The 18,856-nt window shown below is 52.1% G+C and carries 14 protein-coding genes; 3 read left to right on the forward strand and 11 right to left on the reverse strand.

What is annotated here, in order from left to right; all coding sequences use genetic code 11:
• The first annotated feature begins 15 nt into the window (after positions 1-15).
• Positions 16-1,983 (forward strand): M23 family metallopeptidase, encoded by a 1,968-nt coding sequence (locus tag LDL70_RS12815; protein ID WP_225685227.1) that lies wholly within the window; start codon positions 16-18, stop codon positions 1,981-1,983.
• A 48-nt stretch (positions 1,984-2,031) separates the two neighbouring features.
• On the opposite strand, the gene LDL70_RS12820 is transcribed toward LDL70_RS12815, so the two are convergent.
• The 7 genes from LDL70_RS12820 to LDL70_RS12850 all read right to left on the reverse strand — a co-directional run bounded on the left by LDL70_RS12820 (position 2,032) and on the right by LDL70_RS12850 (position 14,360).
• On the reverse strand, positions 2,032-3,468 hold the full coding sequence (locus LDL70_RS12820; RefSeq protein ID WP_225685228.1) for a L,D-transpeptidase: 1,437 nt from the start codon (positions 3,466-3,468) through the stop codon (positions 2,032-2,034).
• A 296-nt stretch (positions 3,469-3,764) separates the two neighbouring features.
• A complete protein-coding gene (gene clpB / locus LDL70_RS12825) occupies positions 3,765-6,350 on the reverse strand; it encodes an ATP-dependent chaperone ClpB (RefSeq protein WP_022711252.1) in 2,586 nt (861 codons plus the stop codon).
• 360 nt (positions 6,351-6,710) lie between these two features.
• Positions 6,711-7,637, reverse strand: coding sequence for a DUF4167 domain-containing protein (locus tag LDL70_RS12830; protein WP_370637682.1), 927 nt, complete (start codon positions 7,635-7,637; stop codon positions 6,711-6,713).
• Between the two features lie 456 nt (positions 7,638-8,093).
• Positions 8,094-8,969 (reverse strand): peptide chain release factor N(5)-glutamine methyltransferase, encoded by an 876-nt coding sequence (gene prmC / locus LDL70_RS12835; protein ID WP_225685230.1) that lies wholly within the window; start codon positions 8,967-8,969, stop codon positions 8,094-8,096.
• An 8-nt stretch (positions 8,970-8,977) separates the two neighbouring features.
• Positions 8,978-10,054 (reverse strand): peptide chain release factor 1, encoded by a 1,077-nt coding sequence (gene prfA / locus LDL70_RS12840; protein WP_225685231.1) that lies wholly within the window; start codon positions 10,052-10,054, stop codon positions 8,978-8,980.
• Positions 10,055-10,194: 140 nt separating this feature from the next.
• Complete coding sequence (gene ptsP / locus LDL70_RS12845; protein ID WP_225685232.1) at positions 10,195-12,465, reverse strand: phosphoenolpyruvate--protein phosphotransferase; 2,271 nt, start codon at positions 12,463-12,465, stop codon at positions 10,195-10,197.
• A 641-nt stretch (positions 12,466-13,106) separates the two neighbouring features.
• Positions 13,107-14,360 carry an aspartate kinase gene (locus tag LDL70_RS12850; RefSeq protein WP_022711258.1) on the reverse strand — a complete coding sequence of 418 codons (1,254 nt, stop codon included), beginning with the start codon at positions 14,358-14,360 and terminating at the stop codon, positions 13,107-13,109.
• A gap of 186 nt (positions 14,361-14,546) precedes the next feature.
• Between LDL70_RS12850 and ubiG the strand changes: the two genes are divergently transcribed.
• Positions 14,547-15,338, forward strand: coding sequence for a bifunctional 2-polyprenyl-6-hydroxyphenol methylase/3-demethylubiquinol 3-O-methyltransferase UbiG (gene ubiG / locus LDL70_RS12855; protein WP_083647263.1), 792 nt, complete (start codon positions 14,547-14,549; stop codon positions 15,336-15,338).
• A gap of 71 nt (positions 15,339-15,409) precedes the next feature.
• On the opposite strand, the gene LDL70_RS12860 is transcribed toward ubiG, so the two are convergent.
• From LDL70_RS12860 to LDL70_RS12875, 4 genes are all read right to left on the reverse strand, one after another.
• Entirely contained in the window at positions 15,410-15,835 is a 426-nt protein-coding gene (locus tag LDL70_RS12860; RefSeq protein ID WP_116089004.1) for a DUF1178 family protein, read from the reverse strand.
• On the reverse strand, positions 15,832-16,689 hold the full coding sequence (locus tag LDL70_RS12865) for a carbon-nitrogen hydrolase family protein (RefSeq protein WP_225685233.1): 858 nt from the start codon (positions 16,687-16,689) through the stop codon (positions 15,832-15,834). The genes LDL70_RS12860 and LDL70_RS12865 overlap by 4 nt, the downstream gene beginning before the upstream one ends.
• A gap of 25 nt (positions 16,690-16,714) precedes the next feature.
• Positions 16,715-16,978 carry a glutaredoxin 3 gene (gene grxC / locus LDL70_RS12870; RefSeq protein WP_033316077.1) on the reverse strand — a complete coding sequence of 88 codons (264 nt, stop codon included), beginning with the start codon at positions 16,976-16,978 and terminating at the stop codon, positions 16,715-16,717.
• Between the two features lie 85 nt (positions 16,979-17,063).
• A complete protein-coding gene (locus tag LDL70_RS12875) occupies positions 17,064-17,795 on the reverse strand; it encodes a ComF family protein (protein ID WP_225688561.1) in 732 nt (243 codons plus the stop codon).
• Between the two features lie 176 nt (positions 17,796-17,971).
• Between LDL70_RS12875 and LDL70_RS12880 the strand changes: the two genes are divergently transcribed.
• Positions 17,972-18,847 carry a methyltransferase domain-containing protein gene (locus LDL70_RS12880; protein ID WP_225685234.1) on the forward strand — a complete coding sequence of 292 codons (876 nt, stop codon included), beginning with the start codon at positions 17,972-17,974 and terminating at the stop codon, positions 18,845-18,847.
• The last annotated feature ends 9 nt before the right edge of the window (positions 18,848-18,856 follow it).

Raw genomic sequence — 18,856 nt, forward strand, 5'->3', positions numbered from 1 at the left:
ATGGTACTGCGCGGCATGAATCAGCAGATCGTGACCAACTCCAGCGACCCCGGAGATGAGCCGCCGCTCATCACGGACGGGCGTCGCGGACCACCGGATCGGCGTGAAGTTTCTGCGCGGTGGCTGGCCGGTACTTTTCTGACCGGCATTACAGCCTCATTACTCATTGGTGTTGCACTCTTTGCAGCACTCGACGGACGTCAGCAATTAGCGACGCCTCCGGAGCTTGTTACAAAAGAAGAAATGCCGGCGAAATCGGATGCTCAGGACAGCACCAAGGGCAACCGCGTTATTGCAACTGTCACCAAACAAAAAAGCCGCGACCGCCGCCGCATGGAAGTTTCAACCATGCAGAAAGTTGGTGAGCGCGAGGTTATCCGTACCAAACCTTTTGAATATGTCCGTATGGCTTTGGCCGCCGATCATCCGGCAAGCCGCCAATATCCGGCATTTGATGCTATGGCTGTTTTCTCTGACGGCGCCAAACAGCAGGTACAGGCTGCGAATACCGGACAAATTTACGGCGCGAAGGTTGAAAGTGAAATCAGTCTGCGTACGATCGATTTTCCGGTAAATGCCGGAAACTATGATTCAGCATCAGATCTTACCAGTGACGAAGTTGAAAAAGTCGTTCGCAGCACCGGTCAGCTGCTGACCGACGGCGATGTGCAGATCGCGTCTCTTCATTATGTCGATCCGCTGCGCTTTGGTAATAGTGGTGACTCCCCTTATACGCTGACACAACCGCTTGGCGTGCGTATCACGCAGGAGAATGTCAGCGTCAGCAACCGCCTTCTCGATGGCGAAACCAATACCGGCTTCTCCGAAGATATTATTCCTTTCCGTTCGGATTCGAAAATCATCGATGCTCTGAATAAGAGCGGTTATGAGGGGGAAGATGCGGATAATATTGCTGAAGCCCTGAGCAAGTTGATGAATTCGCCGCGCCTGAAGGCTGGCAGCGTATTGCGTGTGGGCGTGACCTCTTCTGAAGAAGAAGATCATATTGTCCGTGTTACACTCTATAACGGAACAACCCATATTGTTACGGTCGCTCTCGACGATCAAAACCAGTATGTTCCGTCTGATGAACCGGAAATGACCCCGCTTCTGCAAACTGCATTTGATGATAATGCACCGCCGCCGACAATCCGCGGTGAGCTGCCATCTGTTTATGATGCCGTTTATAAAGCAGCCCTTGCCTATGGCATGACCAATGATATGGCACGGCAGCTGATAAAAATGCTGGCGAATGATGTCGATCTGCAATCCAAGATCACCCGCTCCGATGCGATTGAAGCATTCTTCTCCCTGCCGGAAGATTCCGAAAGTGCGAATGAAGAATCTCAGCTGCTCTATGTCAGCGCCAATATGGGCGGCACGACCAAAAAATTCTACCGCTACCAGTCGCCGGAAGGCGGCGTGGAATTTTATGATGAGAATGGCCGCAGTGCCCAGCAATTCCTGATCCGTAAACCGGTTCCGAACGGTGTCTTCGGTTCGCCATTCGGCGGACGACGCCATCCTATCCTCGGTTATGTCCGTATGCATACAGGTGTTGACTGGCGTGCACCGCGCGGCTCCCCGATTCTCGCTGCCGGTAATGGTGTTGTTGAAAAAGCCGGTTGGGCCAATGGTTACGGCAATCAGACCATTATCCGTCACGGCAACGGCTATCAGACCAGTTACAACCACCAGAACGCGATTGCTTCCGGCATTACACCCGGCGCACGTGTTCGTCAGGGCCAGCTGATCGGTTATGTCGGTTCAACCGGTCTATCGACCGGCCCGCATTTGCACTATGAAGTGATTGTGAATGGCGCGAAAGTTGATCCGATGCGTATCCGTATGCCGCAAAGTCAGTCTCTGGGCGGAAAACAGCTGGAAGTCTTTACGCGTGAACGTAACCGTATTGATCAGCTGCTGGATGGTAAGGGAGATGCCCCTGCCAAGGTTGCCAATACATCTCAGGCAAAAAGCTGATAATTTTATAGAATAAAAAAGCGGCCGTTCAGGCCGCTTTTTTATTTCTTATTCCGTAAACTCCACGGTCACTCCGGGTTTTACAAGCTTGACCAGTTCTTCCGCATCCCAGTTGGCAAGGCGGATACAACCGTGACTGGCTGTTTTACCAATACGGGACGGATCAGGGGTGCCGTGAATACCATAAGTCGGTTTTGACAGTGCAATCCACACAGTACCCACCGGCCCGTTAGGCCCCGGCGGCACAATCAGCACCTTGTCATTATTACCCTGTTTGAAATTAATCTTCGGATTATACGTGTAATTCGGATTGGTCGCGATACGTTCAACCGTCACAATGCCGGACGGCGAAGGATTATCTGCCGAGCCGATTGTCGACGGGTAAGCCACAACCAGTTTGCCGTTTACATCATAGCCGCGCACTTGTTTGCGCGCCTTATCCGCAATAATTTTGGCAATAGGCGCACGCTTCTGCTTGCCCAGATTAGGTACACGGATCACTTCGCCGGGCTGGCGGAAACTGATCCCCGGATTGATTTCCTGAAGATAATTTTCATCAATGTGGAATTTTTCAGCCAGCATTTCACGCGGCGAGACATAGGCCATTTCCGGCAGCTTTGCCTTATCGCTGTAATCATTGGGGACAGAAGCCAGATAAAAACGCCCGATATCCTCATTGGTAATCGTATATTCTGTGAAAGCAGGGCCGCCTGTGGCTTCGAGCTGGGCATTGACCTGCGTTTCATCTGCCGGATTAATGCTCAGACCTGTTACTTCCAGATAGGACGCGGCCGCCTTGTCAACATTGCTGCCTGCTTTGCCGTCGATCACGCCCGGTGATGTACCGGCACGATCCAGCATGATCTGATAGGCTGCAAATTTAGCTTTCGCACCCTGACCTTTCGGCATCACAACTGACGGTGTCTGCGAACCGGACATGCCGGAAGACGTGTTCGGATATTGTCCGTAAGGATCTTCAATCGCAGGTTTGAAATCATTATCATCCGGTGACGGTGCAGCACCGACATCCGGCAATGCAGAACGGTCAACCGCAGCATTATTTACACCCGTATTGCTACGTGGTGCTGCCGGAAAATAATCCGTACCGGCATCATCCGGCACATTGGCAAAGCCGTCATAAGGCACGCCGCCGCCGACCGGTCCGTTCAATGTCCAGTTATCATTAGAATCCGGCTGCTGCGGAGGCTGTTGCGGATAGCCGCCCGGCTGTTCCTGAATACGCAAAATCTTGCCGCTATTATCCATGGTCACCTGACGCCCTGAAGCATCAATATAGACCCGCACTTTGTTATCCTGATAAATAACTTCACCCGGATCATAAAGCTGTGCCATCAACACGGGACGCTCCTCACCGGAAGCAGAACCACCAATATCAAAAGGAGACGCATAAGCGGTCGCCGCTGTCAGACCCGTCAGCGCTGTCACCGACAGTCCGAGATAAGTCTTCCATAGAATTCCCCGCATTTTATGCATACCACACCCTTTAAAGCGCAAATCTTGTTTCTTCAGCCAGTCGCCTGACCTGAAATGCCTTAGTCACAGATCAGGCCATTTTTATGGTTAATAACTTAACTGCATATGAAGAAGACAATCCGCAACAGATATTTTTTATAAAGCATGACGCAGCTCAATGGACTCATTGAGCGTCCGCGAGCATGCGACAATTAAATAAAGCCAAAGCGCCATGAAAAAGCGGCACCACATTCAGTGATGCCGCTTGCCATCTCTTCACTCAATCAGGGTGTATTGTACCCTGAAGCTCAGTGTTTCGGCTTAGGCTGGAAAACCAGCCGGTCTGATCCGGCCGAAATATCCACAACCGAACCATCGAGGATATCGCCGCCAAGAATTTTCTCGGCGAGCGGGTCCTGTACCTGTTTCTGGATCACCCGTTTCAGCGGGCGGGCACCATAAGCAGGATCATAGCCCTTATCGGCCAGCCAGTTACGGGCGTCATCCTCAACATCCAGCGTGATCTTGCGGTCACTCAGCAGGTTCTGCAACCTTGCCAGCTGAATATCGACAATCGCACCCATTTCGGAGCGACGCAGGCGATGGAACAGAATAATCTCATCCACGCGGTTGAGGAATTCCGGACGGAAAGATGCACGGACAACACCCATAACTTCTTCACGTACGCTATCCACATCCTGATCTTCATTCAGTGCAACAAGATATTCCGCACCAAGATTGGAGGTCATGATAATCAGCGTATTGCGGAAATCCACCGTACGTCCCTGACCATCGGTCAGACGACCATCATCCAGCACCTGCAACAACACGTTGAAGACATCCGGATGTGCCTTTTCAATCTCGTCGAACAGGATCACCTGATACGGACGACGACGCACAGCTTCTGTCAGCACACCGCCTTCTTCATAACCGACATAGCCCGGAGGGGCACCGATCAGACGGGCAACCGAGTGTTTCTCCATGAATTCGGACATATCAATCCGCACCATGGCCGTTTCATCGGAAAACAGGAATGTGGCCAAAGCTTTGGTCAATTCTGTTTTACCAACACCGGTCGGTCCTAAGAAGATGAACGAGCCGATCGGACGGTTCGGATCCTGCAGACCGGCACGGGCACGACGCACCGCACGCGAGACCGCCTGCACCGCTTCACCCTGACCGATCACCCGCTTACCGAGTTCATCTTCCATCCGCAGCAGTTTTTCCCGTTCGCCTTCCAGCATCCGGTCAACCGGAATACCTGTCCAGCGGGAAATGATCTGCGCAATATGATCCGGCGACACAGTTTCTTCCAGCATTGTGCCGGTATTTTCCTGTGCTTCCGCATCGCTCAGCTGTTTTTCCAGCTGCGGGATCGTACCATAGGCCAGTTCACCGGCCTTCTGGAATTCACCATTACGCTGGGCAGTCGCCAAAGCATTACGCGCATCTTCAAGCTGCTTTTTCAGATCTGCCGCATGGCCGAGTTTCTGCTTTTCTGCCTGCCATTTGGCAGTCAGCTCAGCGGATTCCTCTTCCAGATCGGTCAGCTCTTTTTCAAGACGCTGCAACCGGTCTTTCGAAGCCGTATCGGTTTCCAGCTTGAGCGCTTCACGCTCAATTTTCAGCTGCATGACACGGCGGTCCATCTCGTCCAGCTCTTCCGGCTTGGAATCCACCTGCATACGCAAACGTGCAGCCGCTTCATCCACAAGGTCAATTGCCTTATCCGGCAGAAAACGATCCGTGATGTAGCGGTTCGATAAGCTTGCGGCTGATACCAGAGCAGAATCTGAGATACGCACTTTGTGGTGCTGCTCGTATTTTTCCTTCAGACCGCGCAGGATCGAGATCGTATCTTCAATGGTTGGCTCATTGACAAATACCGGCTGAAAACGACGGGCAAGCGCCGCATCTTTTTCAACATATTTGCGGTATTCTTCCAATGTGGTTGCGCCAACACAATGCAGCTCACCACGGGCAAGCGCAGGCTTCAGCAGATTGGACGCATCCATCGCGCCGTCCGATTTACCGGCACCGACCAGAGTGTGCATTTCGTCGATGAACAGGATGATTTCACCGGCCGCCGCTTCAACTTCCGTCAGCACAGCTTTCAGACGTTCTTCAAATTCACCGCGATATTTCGCACCGGCAATCAGTGCGCCCATATCCAGCGCCATCAACCGCTTGTCTTTCAGCGATTCAGGTACGTCTCCATTGACGATACGCAGTGCCAAACCTTCAGCAATCGCGGTTTTACCCACGCCCGGTTCACCGATCAGCACCGGATTATTCTTGGTACGACGCGACAGAACCTGAATGGTACGGCGGATTTCTTCATCACGGCCAATCACCGGATCAAGCTTACCGGAACGCGCATCCTCGGTCAGGTCACGGGCATATTTTTTCAGCGCTTCGAAATTGGCTTCGGCAGAAGCACTATCGGCAGTCCGGCCTTTACGCATCTGATTAATCACCTCATTCAAAGCTTTGGCTGTGACACCGGCATGTGTCAGAATTTCATAGGTTTTTGCGCTTTTTTCCAATGTGAAAGCGGTGAGCAGACGCTCAACCGTGACATAGCTGTCACCGGCTTTGGTGGCCAGTTCTTCCGCAGTGGTCAGGATTTTTGCAAGTGCAGGCGACAGATATAGCTGTCCGCTACCGCCGGTTACTTTCGGCAGTGCAGCCAAGGCACTCTGTAATCCGAGCTTAAGATCAGCAAGGCGACCGCCTGCCCTCTCGATCAGGCCGGAAGCCAGACCTTCTTCATCATCCACCAAAACTTTCAGCAGATGTTCAGGGGCAAATTGCTGGTTATCAGAATTCAATGCAAAGCTTTGCGCTGACTGGAGAAAACCCTGTACGCGCTCGCTGTATTTTTCAATATTCATAGTGTCTCCTTTTCGCCCGCCAGCCCTTCAAGGCACTGGCAGATCATGGGTGACGGCTCCCCCTTAAAGGCAGGAACCATTATTCAGCAGATTTAGATAAACGGGACAAAATATTCTGGCAAAAATCAGAACCAGTTTCACTGGAAATGCATGGAATAAATTGCTCCGGCATCCTGTCACAAGGGATATGGGGCGATAGTCCTCTCCCTGCAAGGGCTGAAAGCATGAAGGTGAAAAATTATTATCACAACAGGGGTTAAGCCCCGCCCGCAGTTATGCAAAGCCGCAGTCATGCCCGCCCGCACATAAAAAAACCGGCAGATTTCCCTGCCGGTTTTTATTCTCTCTTATGCAAACAGATTATTCTGTTTCAGCAAAAGCGGTATCCTGATCCTGATTTTCACCATCAGCTTTCGCTGCACGGCTTGTCGTGCGGCGCGGGCGCAGAACACGGCGGGTGCGCGGTGCCGGTGCTTCATCCGCACCGGTTGCTTCAGCAACAACATCCTTCTTCGCTTCAACTGCCGGTGCATCATCACCGTCCTGCATAACAGGCGCAGCGGCACGCGGACGACGACGGGTAACAGGCGCTTCCGCAACTTCAGTCACAACCGGTTCAGCAAAATTTGACGTGACAACCGGCTGTTCAGCAGACTGGTCAAAAGGCACCTGTGCGGCTGCAACCGGCGCTTCCTGTCCTTGATCTGCACCATATTCCGGACGCTGATGACGGCGCGGACGCTGCATGCGACCCTGACGGTCATTGTTGCGGTCGTTACGATCATTGCGATCATTACGGTCGCCGCGATCCTGACGATTATTCTGCTGACGGTTATTACGGTTGGAAGAACGGGAATTTTCTTCGCCATACATCACTTCAGCAGGCGTACCTTCGATCACAGGCTGCGGGCCGCTGCCATCATAGACTTCCTGATGCGATACGGACTGGCCGGAATGACCCTGCTCCATACCTTCTTCATCATCAAAGTCATCATCAAAAGCTTCATCGCGCTGCACCGGCGCAGGATTTTGTGCCTGTGCCGCCAGAATAATGCGATTGTAATGTTCAGCGTGCTGCAAATAATTTTCTGCAATCACCCGGTCGCCGGTCGCCTGCGCATCACGGGCCAAAGTCATATATTTTTCGGCAATATGCTGCGCATTACCCCTGATTTTTACATCAGGTCCGTTACTTTCGTAATTACGGGAAAGAGGATTAGGGCCCTTACGGTTATTATTCCCCCGTCCACGCATGCGCCTGTTCTGCTGTCCTGGCCTCATACTCATCTCTTTTCAGATTAGGGGCGAAGAAATCATTTCAGCTGAAAGGGCTGAGCGACTTCATAACTACAATAACAGAAAGCGCGCCCCGCACTTTCAGCGTATAATTTTAATTTAAGTTTTGTGCTGCCGTGTCAGCAACTCCGCAAAGGAGGTCGGTTGAAAAACCACCGGACAGCTGCTGATCAAAACGTCTGAATCACTCATAATTTCGCGTCGCATGACACGGTTTTATAAAGATATAAATTCAAACATATAATTTCAGGCTGACAACCCTGTCCGACATACCAATGCATAATTCTTTAAATCGCTGCCGGTTTAAAAATGAGATTACGCATTAGTCCGAATTGTTACCGCATCTTTCATCCATCCTACAGGACATGCGATGCAGTAGCGGTGACAGGAAATTAGACGTGTTTGCCGTAAATTCCAAGTCTTTTTTGGGCATATTAAACATTAAAGTCAACGCTGAAATGACAATGCCCGTTTATGACCGGCCAAATCTTCGGCTACGCTTGTCAGACGGAATGAATATTGTGCAAAAATTGCCTCCGTATCATCCGCCTGTCCTGCCCCGATTTCCACAGCAACTATACCATTATCATGTAGGTAGGCGCCACTGTGCCTTGCAAGAGCACGATAAAAATTTAATCCGTCCTCTCCGCCGTCCAGAGCACGGCGCGGATCGTAATCTTTAACTTCCCTGTCCAGTTCAAGCACTGTTTTTGCCGGAATATAGGGCGGATTCGAGACAATCAGGTCATATTTTCCGCGAACGGCACCAAACCAGTCACTTTTCAGAACAGCCAGACGTGATGAAACACCCGCCAATTTTGCATTGATCCGTGCCGCTTGCAGGGCGCCTTCAGCAATATCAACAGCAACACCACGCGCAGTCTTTATTTCATGCAATAAGGTGACCGCAATTGCCCCCGTACCGGTGCCCATATCCAGAAGATCAACGAAGCCCTTTTCCGAGCTTCTCTGTTCGAGAAACGGCAATACCAGCCCGATCAGCGCCTCTGTATCAGGGCGCGGCTCAAGCGTATCGGCATTTAATTTAAAGCTCAGACCATAAAATTCGCGCTCACCGATGATTCGGTGTACCGGCTCACCGGCCAGCCTGCGCTGCACTGCACCCAGCACTTGCTCCGTCACATCCGGCGCGACTTCTGTATCCGAACGGATCACAAAATCTGTCAGCGATGCACCGGTAAAATGCTGCACCAGCAGGCGTGCATCCAGCTCCGCACCGTCAATTTCTGCCTGTCGCAACTCAAGCCGCACATGGGCTAAGAGCTGACCAAGCGTGTTATTTGTAGTTTCCGGTTTAGTCATAACGGCGATCAATTATCACCCAATTCCGCCAGCAATGCGGTCTGGTGATCCGAAATCAATGCATCCACCAGCTCATCAAGCTCGCCCATCATCACGCGGTCAAGCTTATAGAGTGTGAGATTAATCCGGTGATCCGTCACACGACCCTGCGGGAAATTATAGGTACGGATGCGCTCTGAACGATCGCCGGAGCCCACCTGACTACGCCGCGCTTCCGAGCGTTCGCTCTCTGCACGCTGGCGCTCCATGTCATAAAGACGGGCACGCAAGATCTGCATCGCACGCGCACGGTTCTGATGCTGCGATTTTTCTGCCTGCACCACCATAATCCCGGTCGGAATATGGGTGATACGTACGGCCGAGTCCGTGGTATTTACGTGCTGACCACCGGCACCGGACGCGCGCATCGTATCAATACGAATATCTTCATTGCGGATTTCAATATCAATATCTTCCGCTTCCGGCAGTACAGCCACCGTTGCCGCCGAGGTATGAATACGTCCGCTGGCTTCTGTTTCCGGCACGCGCTGCACGCGATGCACGCCGGATTCAAATTTCATCTTGGAAAACACACCCTTACCGGAAATTGTCGCAATGATTTCCTTAAAACCACCGGCATCACCTTCACTGGCAGAGACAACTTCCACACGCCAGCCTTTATCAGCTGCATAACGCTCATACATGCGGAAGAGATCGCCGCCAAACAAGGCCGCCTCGGAACCGCCGGTACCGGCACGAATTTCCAGAATAGCGTTTTTCTCATCCGCCGCATCTTTCGGCAGCAGCAAAATCTGGACTTCGGCTTCCAGCGCCTCGACTTTTTCTTCCGTATCCGGAATTTCCATTTCAGCCAAAGCGCGCATTTCTGCATCGCCTGACATATCATCACGCATGGAAACCAGATCGCTCAGCTCCTGACGGACAGCCTGCAATTCACGGATTTTCAGCGCCACATCTTGCAACTCGGAATATTCCGACGCCAGTTTGACATAGGTTTCCGGCGAAGGATTATTCGCCATCTGCGCTTCAAGCATGACAAAATGCTTTAACAACTGATCCATTCTGTCTTGCGGAAGCGCGACCATGCGATAATCCTGATAATATAATTATATGTCTGAAATTCAGTTTTCAGCTTGATGAGGGCACCCATAAAGCATTTCGCAATCAAACGGAAATGCCTGATTGCGAAATTTTCTGCACAAATGTCAGCGCTTTTTGTGGTCTGTTACAGAGGAATGCCCTGTTCGGTTGCAAAACGAACCAGATGCTCGCGGATTGATCCGTTGGCATCAGGTCTCTGCACGAGGTCGCTCAGAACCGTATTCAGTTGCGCCGCATCAAGCGACAACAGCATATTTTTCACCGGTCCGATTGCCGCCGCAGACATTGAGATCGAGCGGAAGCCCAGCCCCACCAGCATCATCGCAGTTAATGGCTTACCCGCCATTTCACCGCAGAGTGTCACCGGTTTATTGTGGCGCTTGCCCGCCTCGGCAATCTGCTGCAACACCCGCAAAAATGCCGGAGACAACTGGTCAAAACGATCCGCGATCTGCGCATTGCCACGGTCAACAGCCATAATGAACTGGAACAGATCATTCGATCCTACCGAGGCGAAATCCACTTCGCGCATCAGCTCATCCAGCTGCCACAACAGTGACGGCACCTCGATCATCGCCCCGACTTTCAGACTGCTCGGCGGCTGATAATCAAAACGGGTCAGGTAATTAACTTCCCGCTCGATAATCTCGCGGGTCGCTTTCACCTCTGCCACTTCCGTTACCATCGGCAACATAATGCGTAATTCACGACCGCCCGCAGCTTTCAGCAGCGCGCGCAACTGCGTACGCATCAGACCAGGCCGGTCCAGAGCAAGACGGATCGCCCGCCAGCCCATCGCCGGATTTTCTTCATGGGCGTTGGAGCGGAAATAAGGCAGAACCTTATCGCCGCCGATATCCAATGTACGGAAGGTTACCGGCTTATCACCCGCCGCTTCCAGCACTGCGCGATAGAGCTTTTCCTGCTGGCCGGAGCGCGGAAAAGTAGAAGCCACCATAAATTGCAGTTCTGTGCGGAACAGGCCGACACCATCCGCACCGGATTCCTTCAGCTGCGGCAGATCAACAATCAGACCGCCATTCATCAGCAATGCAACCGGCTGACCATCTTTGGTAATCGTCGGCTTATCGCGCAACTCACGATAAAGCGCCTGTCTTTTAGCGCGGAAACGGACTTTCTCCGCATAGGCCGCTTCAACATCAGACTGCGGCCGCAGATGAACACGACCATCCTCGCCGTCAATAATGATCGCATCATTATTTTCAGCCAGCGCAACCACACCTTTGGCCTGCCCGACTACCGGAATACCCATAGCACGCGCGACGATCACAACATGACTTGTCGTTGCGCCGTCTTCCAGCACCAGACCGCGCACACGCTCGCGCGGATAATCCAGCAATTCCGCAGCCCCCATGGAACGGGCAACGATGATTGAATCCTTCGCCATCATTTCCGCAGCAGTTTTCGGGTCATAGCCCATCAGCTGCCGCATCAGACGATTGGCAAGGTCATCAAAATCACTGAGACGCTCACGCATATAAGGATCGCTCAGATGCATCATCCGTGCGCGCGTATCGCTCTGTACCTTTTCAACCGCTGCTTCTGCGGTCAGACCATTGCGGATAGCTTCCTCAAGACGGCGCATCCAGCCACGGTCATGGGCAAACATCCGGTAAGCTTCAAGCACATCACGATGCTCACCCTCTACCGCCACATCACGGCGCGACAACATATCGTCAATCGAGAGACGCAGAGACCCCATCGCCTCATCAAGACGGGTGATCTCATGCTCAATATCTTCATTAAAAAGATTAGTTACGACAATGCGCGGCTCATGCAGCAGCACATGTCCGAGACCAACGCCGTCATTATAAGCATGGCCATTGAAACTGACAGAACGCCCGTTAGTCAGCTCTACACCGGGACGCGCAAGACGGGTGAGATTACCTGCGGCAACCATTTCCGCCAGCACCATGGCGGTTGTTTCCAAAGCTTCCAGCTCATCTTCGCGATAAGCCCGTTTGGTGCGGTTCTGCACAACCAGAACGCCCATCGTCCGGCCTGCGCGCAATACCGGCACACCGAGGAAGGAGTTATAAATTTCTTCGCCGGTTTCTGGCAGATAAGTGAAAGCCGGATGGCTCTGCGCATCAGTCAGATTGAGCGGGCGCGCGGTTGCAGCAATCGTACCAACAAGACCCTGCCCCAGACGCAGTTGCGCCAGATGCACAGCCTGCGGATTCAGACCTTCGGTTGCATAGAGCTCAAGAATTTCATCAGATCGGAGCACATAGAATGAACAGACCTCCGCCACCATATTTTGCGCGATTTCGCGCACGATACGGTCAAGACGTTCCTGCGGTTCGAGCGCTTCCGCCATTAAAGCGCGAAGACGCTTGAGCAAAATCCGGGGTCCGGCTGTCAGCTCACGCATAGGGTCTCAATGCTCCTCCATATGCCTCATGCCAATCTCAAACCACAATACACAGCGTATGTGGTTACTCGTCGGCTTTTACCGCTTTTCCGATCGGCCGGTCAGGCATTGTTTCATCCTGATACTACAAGACCAGTCCGATCACGAATCACACCGCTGTGTGCATAGCTCAGTTTGGTTTGCTTGTGAGCATTTTTCTCACAATCGTCCAGAGTACAATTATCAAATCTTATTATTCATTGTGCTCTTATTGCAGTTTACGTGTCTAAAATGGGGCATAAACCGATTAAAGCCTCTCCATCAACAAAAATGATTTTATTCGTCCCGCTGCCTGCATCTGACCAGAACCGGATCGCTCTGCTCTTATTCTTACTCTCCAGCTATGCAATGGCTGCATAGCTAAACCCTGTATTTCCGTTTACCCCTGAAAAGATAATAGCATGTCGCGGAAAAGTGAGTACCAGTTTTCCGATAGTGACATGCGTAAAAACAAAGAGATAGAGCGAGCGCCATGAATGCGATTAAACGCGACACGGCCTGGCATAATGTTGCCGCCCAACAGAAACGAATAGAATACAGGCAGAAAAAAAGGCAGTGCCGCGAAGCACTGCCTTTCCGAGACTTTATAACTCACGCAGCTGTTAGTGCTTATCCAGCCCGTAAACAGAATGCAGGGTTCGTACCGCCAGCTCTGTATATGCGCTGTCAATCAGGATCGAGATTTTAATCTCGGAGGTCGTGATTGCGCGAATATTGATGCCTTTTTCAGCCAGCGCCTTAAATGCAGTCGCTGCAACACCTGCATGAGAACGCATACCGGTGCCGATCACCGAAATTTTTGCCAGACCGGTTTCCGACTGGATGGAGTCACAGCCGATTTCAGCCTTTACCTTATCCAGCGCATGCACAGCCTTATCCATATCACCGGAAGGAACGGTGAAGGTCATGTCAGTTTTTGAACCGTCTTCGGAAACATTCTGAACAATCATATCAACATTGATATGTTCTTCAGCCAGCGGGACAAAAATCGCCGCAGATACACCCGGGCGGTCGGCCACGCGGCGCAATGAGATCTGAGCTTCATCTCGGGCGAAAGCAATACCAGTTACAACCTGTTGTTCCACGATTTCATCCTCATCGCAAATCAGTGTTCCGGGAGGGTTGAGCGGATCACCCATGCCCGGCGCATGCGGATCTTCAAAGCTTGAACGTACAAATGTACGCACTTTATGCACCATGGCCAGTTCTACGGAGCGAACCTGCAGCACTTTAGCGCCAAGGGATGCCATTTCCAGCATCTCTTCAAAAGAAATCTTGGCCATACGGCGGGCTTTTGGCTCCACGCGCGGATCGGTCGTATAAACACCATCCACATCCGTATAAATATCACAGCGATCAGCCTTAACCGCTGCCGCAACGGCAACAGCCGAAGTATCGGAGCCGCCACGGCCAAGTGTCGAAATACGGTTGTCCGGGCTGATACCCTGGAAACCGGCAATCACCGCAACCTGACCTTCACCAAAGCGCTTAATCAGAAATGAACCGTCAATATCGGTAATACGTGCCGCACCATGGGTCATGTCGGTCTTGATCGGGATCTGCCAGCCTTGCCATGAGCGCGCATTCACGCCCATAGACTGCAGCACAATCGCCAGAAGACCGGCCGTTACCTGCTCGCCCGATGCAACAATCGCATCATATTCACGGGCATCATGCATCGGTGATGCTTCACGCGTCCAGGCAACCAGCTCATTGGTTTTACCGGCCATAGCCGAAACCACAACTGCTACTTCATTGCCGGAATCGACTTCACGTTTAACGTGACGCGCCACATTCCGGATCCGTTCAAGATCGGCCACAGAAGTACCGCCGAATTTCATCACAATGCGCGCCATTATGTCGACATATCCTAAATGAAAATGAGAACCAACGGAACCTGCCATCGTACTGAGAGGTACTCCTGACAGGTAAGTGATGCTGACATACCGAAATTATGACCACTTCGCAAGCGCAACAGGCGAAAAGATACTTGACTTTCATCAATGAACAGACAAGTCCATTGGTAGGAAATGGAGAAAGCTATGTCCGACACGTCCAGACAGACAGATACTGGCTCACAACAGCCACAGGAAGCCGTATCCGGCCGCACCACGATTGATCCCGCTGAAGTTGCGCATTTCTCGCGCATTGCCAGCGAATGGTGGAACCCGCAGGGCAAATTCCGCCCGCTCCACAAATTCAACCCGACCCGTCTGGAATATCTGAAAGAACAGATCTGCAAGCATTTCAACCGTGATCCGCTGGCAGCCAGACCGCTGGAAGGCCTGCGCATTCTGGATATTGGTTGCGGCGGCGGTCTGCTTTGCGAACCGATGGCACGTCTTGGCGCAACAGTTATCGGTGCCGATGCCTCAACCACCAATATTGAAGTCGCCAAAATCCATGCTGCGGAAATGGGCATTGAAATCGATTATCGTGCCACCACAGCAGAAGATCTGGCTGATGCCGGTGAACAATTTGATATCGTGCTGAATATGGAAGTGGTTGAGCATGTCTCCGACGTTGATCTGTTCATGTCGGCGACTGCGAAAATGGTCAAGCCGCAGGGGCTGATGTTTGTTGCCACCATCAACCGCACACTCAAAGCATGGGGTCTGGCGATTATCGGCGCAGAATATGTGCTGCGCTGGCTGCCGAAAGGCACCCATCAATATGAAAAACTGGTGCGCCCCGAAGAGCTGGAAAAACCATTGCAGGCTGCCGGTTTGACTGTGCTGGAAAAAACCGGCGTGAGCTATAATCCGCTTAATGATACATGGAGCCGCTCACGCGATCTCGACGTGAATTATATGGTTCTGGCGCAGAGACGCTGAATTAGACTGGGAGAGAACTGATCCGTATAATGCGGATCAGTTATAGTCTTCGGCCATTGAACCGGCACGGTTCAATTATAATCCTCAGGAAGTACCGGTAACGGCAGAATTTCCACACCATCCTCAACGAGCGATGTGATTTCTTCCTTCGTTGCCTCACCGTAAATGCCGCGTTCTTCCGTTTCACCATGGTGAATTTTACGCGCTTCCTCGGCAAAACGATCGCCGACATAATCGGCATTCTCTTTCACCTTGCGGCTGATCTCACGCATCTCATCCAGCAATTTGCGCTGGGCTTCACCCATGGTCGCAGCAATTTTCTCTTTGGTGCGACCGGTGGTGACGGACGGCGCCATCAGCGCCTTATTCACATTTGGCGAATGACAAACAGGGCACTGCACCAGACCGCGTGCGGTCTGGCTGTCGAAATCCTCATTATTACGAAACCAGCCCTCAAATTCATGGGACTGGTCACAGTGCAGAGAAAACCGCATCATACCTTGATCGTTTCACCTTCCGCGACAATGGTTTCCAGTTTGAATTCCCGCGCATTTTTCAAATTCGGAATTTTATTACGGGCAACAGCGCTGTCCGCCACATCAATATCCGCATAGATCACCGCCGGATTGTCATGATCGGCTTCCGCCAGAACCTTGCCCCATGGAGAAACAATAATTGTATGACCATAGGTCTGGCGATTGCCGTTATGCAGGCCGCCCTGCGCAGCAGAAATCAGAAAGGCACCATTTTCAATGGCACGCGCCCGCTGCAAGATATGCCAATGCGCCTCACCGGTCTGACGGGTGAAAGCAGCAGGCGCGGAGATCACATTGGCACCGGCATTGGCCTGCGCCTGAAACAGCTGCGGGAAGCGTATATCGTAGCAGATTGCCAGTCCGAGTTTCATAAATGGCAGTTCCGCGACCACTGCGCGATCCCCTGCCGAAATCGTATCGGATTCACGCCAGCTCTCACCATTATCCAGATCCACATCAAACATATGGATCTTGTCATAAGTGGTGATTTTGGAGCCATCCGGCGCAAAAACAAATGCGCGGTTGGCGATCAGCCCGCTCTCAAGTTTAATCGGTGTGGAACCGATATGGAGATGAATGCCGTGCCGCCTTGCCAGAACCGAGGCTTCACGCACCACAGGATCATCCTGCTCCGCATGAAGGCTGGCACGGTAAAGCGCACGGTCATTCTGAATAATGCCGGTATTTTCAGGCGTCTGCACATATTGCGCACCTTGGGCGGCGGCCTCTCCGACCATACGGCTAAGGGCTTCAATATTGGCGGACATATCGCCATCTGAGCGCATCTGCACTGCTGCAACTTTAACCATCGACATTATTCTCCCTTTTATGCCTTATAGATTAGTCTGCTTTACCGGTTTCCAGCAGAGTAACCAGCTTGCCTGCACGATCCAGCGCATGAAGATCGTCACAACCGCCGACATGCACATCACCGATAAAAATCTGCGGAAATGTTGTACCGCCGGAGCGGGTCATCATTTCTTCGCGATATTTCGGATCAACACTCGCATTAAATTCCGTGTAGCCAGGCGCGCGTTCATTCAGCAATTGTTTTGCACGTGCGCAGTAACCACAGCCGTCACGGGTATAAATTTCAACATTCATTTCAAGAGTCTCCAGAGTTTCAACTCTATATAACCATGCCTGCACAATCATCCAATCATTTGCTGCCGGTTTGTTGTCGCGGGTATTATTTCTGTATGTCCGGTAAAACCCTGCCGAACGTCAGCACATCCACCTCTGCCGCTCCTGCTTTCAGCAAAGCACGGCAGGCCGCTTTGACTGTCGCACCGGTCGTATAAACATCATCAATCAGCAACACAGTGCGCCCCTGCACACTGCTTCGCCCTGCCTCCGGCACCTGAAATGCACCTGCCACATTGCGCAATCTCTCAGATTGACTGAGCTCTGCCTGCTGACGTGTATCCTTAATGCGCTGCAAGGCTGCAGCCTCATAATTTTTGCCACTGAGCTTCGCCAAAACCCGCGCCAGTTCTGCTGCCTGATTATAACGGCGTTTCCACAGACGTTTGCGATGCAGCGGCACCGGAATAATCACATCACAATCACGGAGCAATTCATGCCCCGCCCGCTGCATCCAGCGTGCCATCCAGGGGGCGAGATCAAGCCGGTCATAATATTTCAGCGAAATACCGGCATGACGGGCTGAACCATCGTGACAGGCGACAGAACGTAAGCGCCGGAAAGGCGGCGGATCGGCAATTGCCTCGGCTGAGAGAAAATGCTCGCCAAAATCATGGGTAAAAGGCGTACCCATCACCGGACACAATGGCGCTTCCAGAAAGCGCATCTCATTCCAGCAATCCCCGCATAAAGTGCCTGCCTGTGAAACGGGGCTGTCGCAACCCTCGCAAAGTGCCGGAAAAATCCTGTCCGGCAGCGTTTTTAAACAGGCCTGCATATTTTGCAGCAAGCGCTGAAAACCTGTCTCTCTCACAACAGTTTCATGAGAAAGCGGCAATTCCCCCATTGCATTCGCCCCCGATTGAACGCATTTACATCACCATGCCAGATGCACCGGTGTAGTCCAGAGAAATCTCTGCTCAGTAAGAGGTGCCTGATATCGGGATACAAAAAATGCCAGCAACAGAAACCACACCAAACACTATTTTCGACAGCGCATTGCTGCAACAGCGCCTGAAACGGGCGATACAGCGCAATGTAAGTGGTGCGGATTTTCTGCTGGAGCGCACGGTGCAGGATCTGGAAGACAGGCTTTCAACGGTTGAGCGTCAGTTTTCCCGCGCTGTAATCGTCAATCCCTATACACCGTCTGCTGCTTTATCTTTGCAACAGTCCGGCAAGGCAGAAGTGATTGAAAGCATTGACTATCAGTCAAAAGACAGCACGGAATATCTGCCGCTGGAACCACAAAGTGCTGATCTGATTATCTCGCTCTTATCCCTGCAATTTACCAATGACACGCCGGGACTGATGATGCAAATCAAACAGGCGCTGAAGCCTGACGGATTGTTTCTCGGTTGTATGGCGGGTGCCGGCACACTCGGAGAGCTGCGTGAATCACTGTTGCAGGCCGAGTCTGAGCTGACCGGCGGCGTCAGCCCGCGTGTGGCACCTTTTGCCGATGTGCGTGATGGTGGCGCCCTGTTGCAGCGTGCCGGTTTTGCACTACCGGTGACGGATATTGAGAATGTCACTGTGCGCTATGACAATATGTTTGCGTTGATGGCCGATATCCGCGCCATGGGTATGGCCAATATTCTCACCAGCCGTTCGCGCAAACCGGTTGGCCGTCGTCTGTTCATGCGGGCTGCGGAGATTTATGCCGAACGCTTCAGCGATCCCGACGGGCGCATCCGCGCAACATTCTCATTCATCTGGATGTCCGGCTGGGCACCCCATGCTTCGCAGCAGCAGCCGTTGAAACCGGGATCGGCCAAGGCTTCACTGGCTGAAGCCCTGCTTGCTACGGAAAAAGAACCGAAAAAGTAACAAGAAAGA

The sequence above is a fragment of the Pseudochrobactrum sp. XF203 genome, assembly GCF_020341615.1.
Lineage (GTDB): Bacteria > Pseudomonadota > Alphaproteobacteria > Rhizobiales > Rhizobiaceae > Pseudochrobactrum > Pseudochrobactrum saccharolyticum.

Bases quoted from the DNA above. Each gene is read 5' to 3' on its own strand.
- grxC (WP_033316077.1), bottom strand. From the start codon at position 16,978: ATGAATGTTGAAATTTATACCCGTGACGGCTGTGGTTACTGCGCACGT.
- ptsP (WP_225685232.1), bottom strand. From the start codon at position 12,465: ATGCGTGAGCTGACAGCCGGACCCCGGATTTTGCTCAAGCGTCTTCGC.
- LDL70_RS12820 (WP_225685228.1), bottom strand. From the start codon at position 3,468: ATGCGGGGAATTCTATGGAAGACTTATCTCGGACTGTCGGTGACAGCG.
- LDL70_RS12850 (WP_022711258.1), bottom strand. From the start codon at position 14,360: ATGGCGCGCATTGTGATGAAATTCGGCGGTACTTCTGTGGCCGATCTT.
- LDL70_RS12815 (WP_225685227.1), top strand. From the start codon at position 16: ATGAATCAGCAGATCGTGACCAACTCCAGCGACCCCGGAGATGAGCCG.
- LDL70_RS12880 (WP_225685234.1), top strand. From the start codon at position 17,972: ATGCCAGCAACAGAAACCACACCAAACACTATTTTCGACAGCGCATTG.
- clpB (WP_022711252.1), bottom strand. From the start codon at position 6,350: ATGAATATTGAAAAATACAGCGAGCGCGTACAGGGTTTTCTCCAGTCA.
- LDL70_RS12860 (WP_116089004.1), bottom strand. From the start codon at position 15,835: ATGATGCGGTTTTCTCTGCACTGTGACCAGTCCCATGAATTTGAGGGC.
- prmC (WP_225685230.1), bottom strand. From the start codon at position 8,969: ATGACTAAACCGGAAACTACAAATAACACGCTTGGTCAGCTCTTAGCC.
- prfA (WP_225685231.1), bottom strand. From the start codon at position 10,054: ATGGTCGCGCTTCCGCAAGACAGAATGGATCAGTTGTTAAAGCATTTT.
- ubiG (WP_083647263.1), top strand. From the start codon at position 14,547: ATGTCCGACACGTCCAGACAGACAGATACTGGCTCACAACAGCCACAG.
- LDL70_RS12830 (WP_370637682.1), bottom strand. From the start codon at position 7,637: ATGAGTATGAGGCCAGGACAGCAGAACAGGCGCATGCGTGGACGGGGG.
- LDL70_RS12875 (WP_225688561.1), bottom strand. From the start codon at position 17,795: ATGCAGGCCTGTTTAAAAACGCTGCCGGACAGGATTTTTCCGGCACTT.
- LDL70_RS12865 (WP_225685233.1), bottom strand. From the start codon at position 16,689: ATGTCGATGGTTAAAGTTGCAGCAGTGCAGATGCGCTCAGATGGCGAT.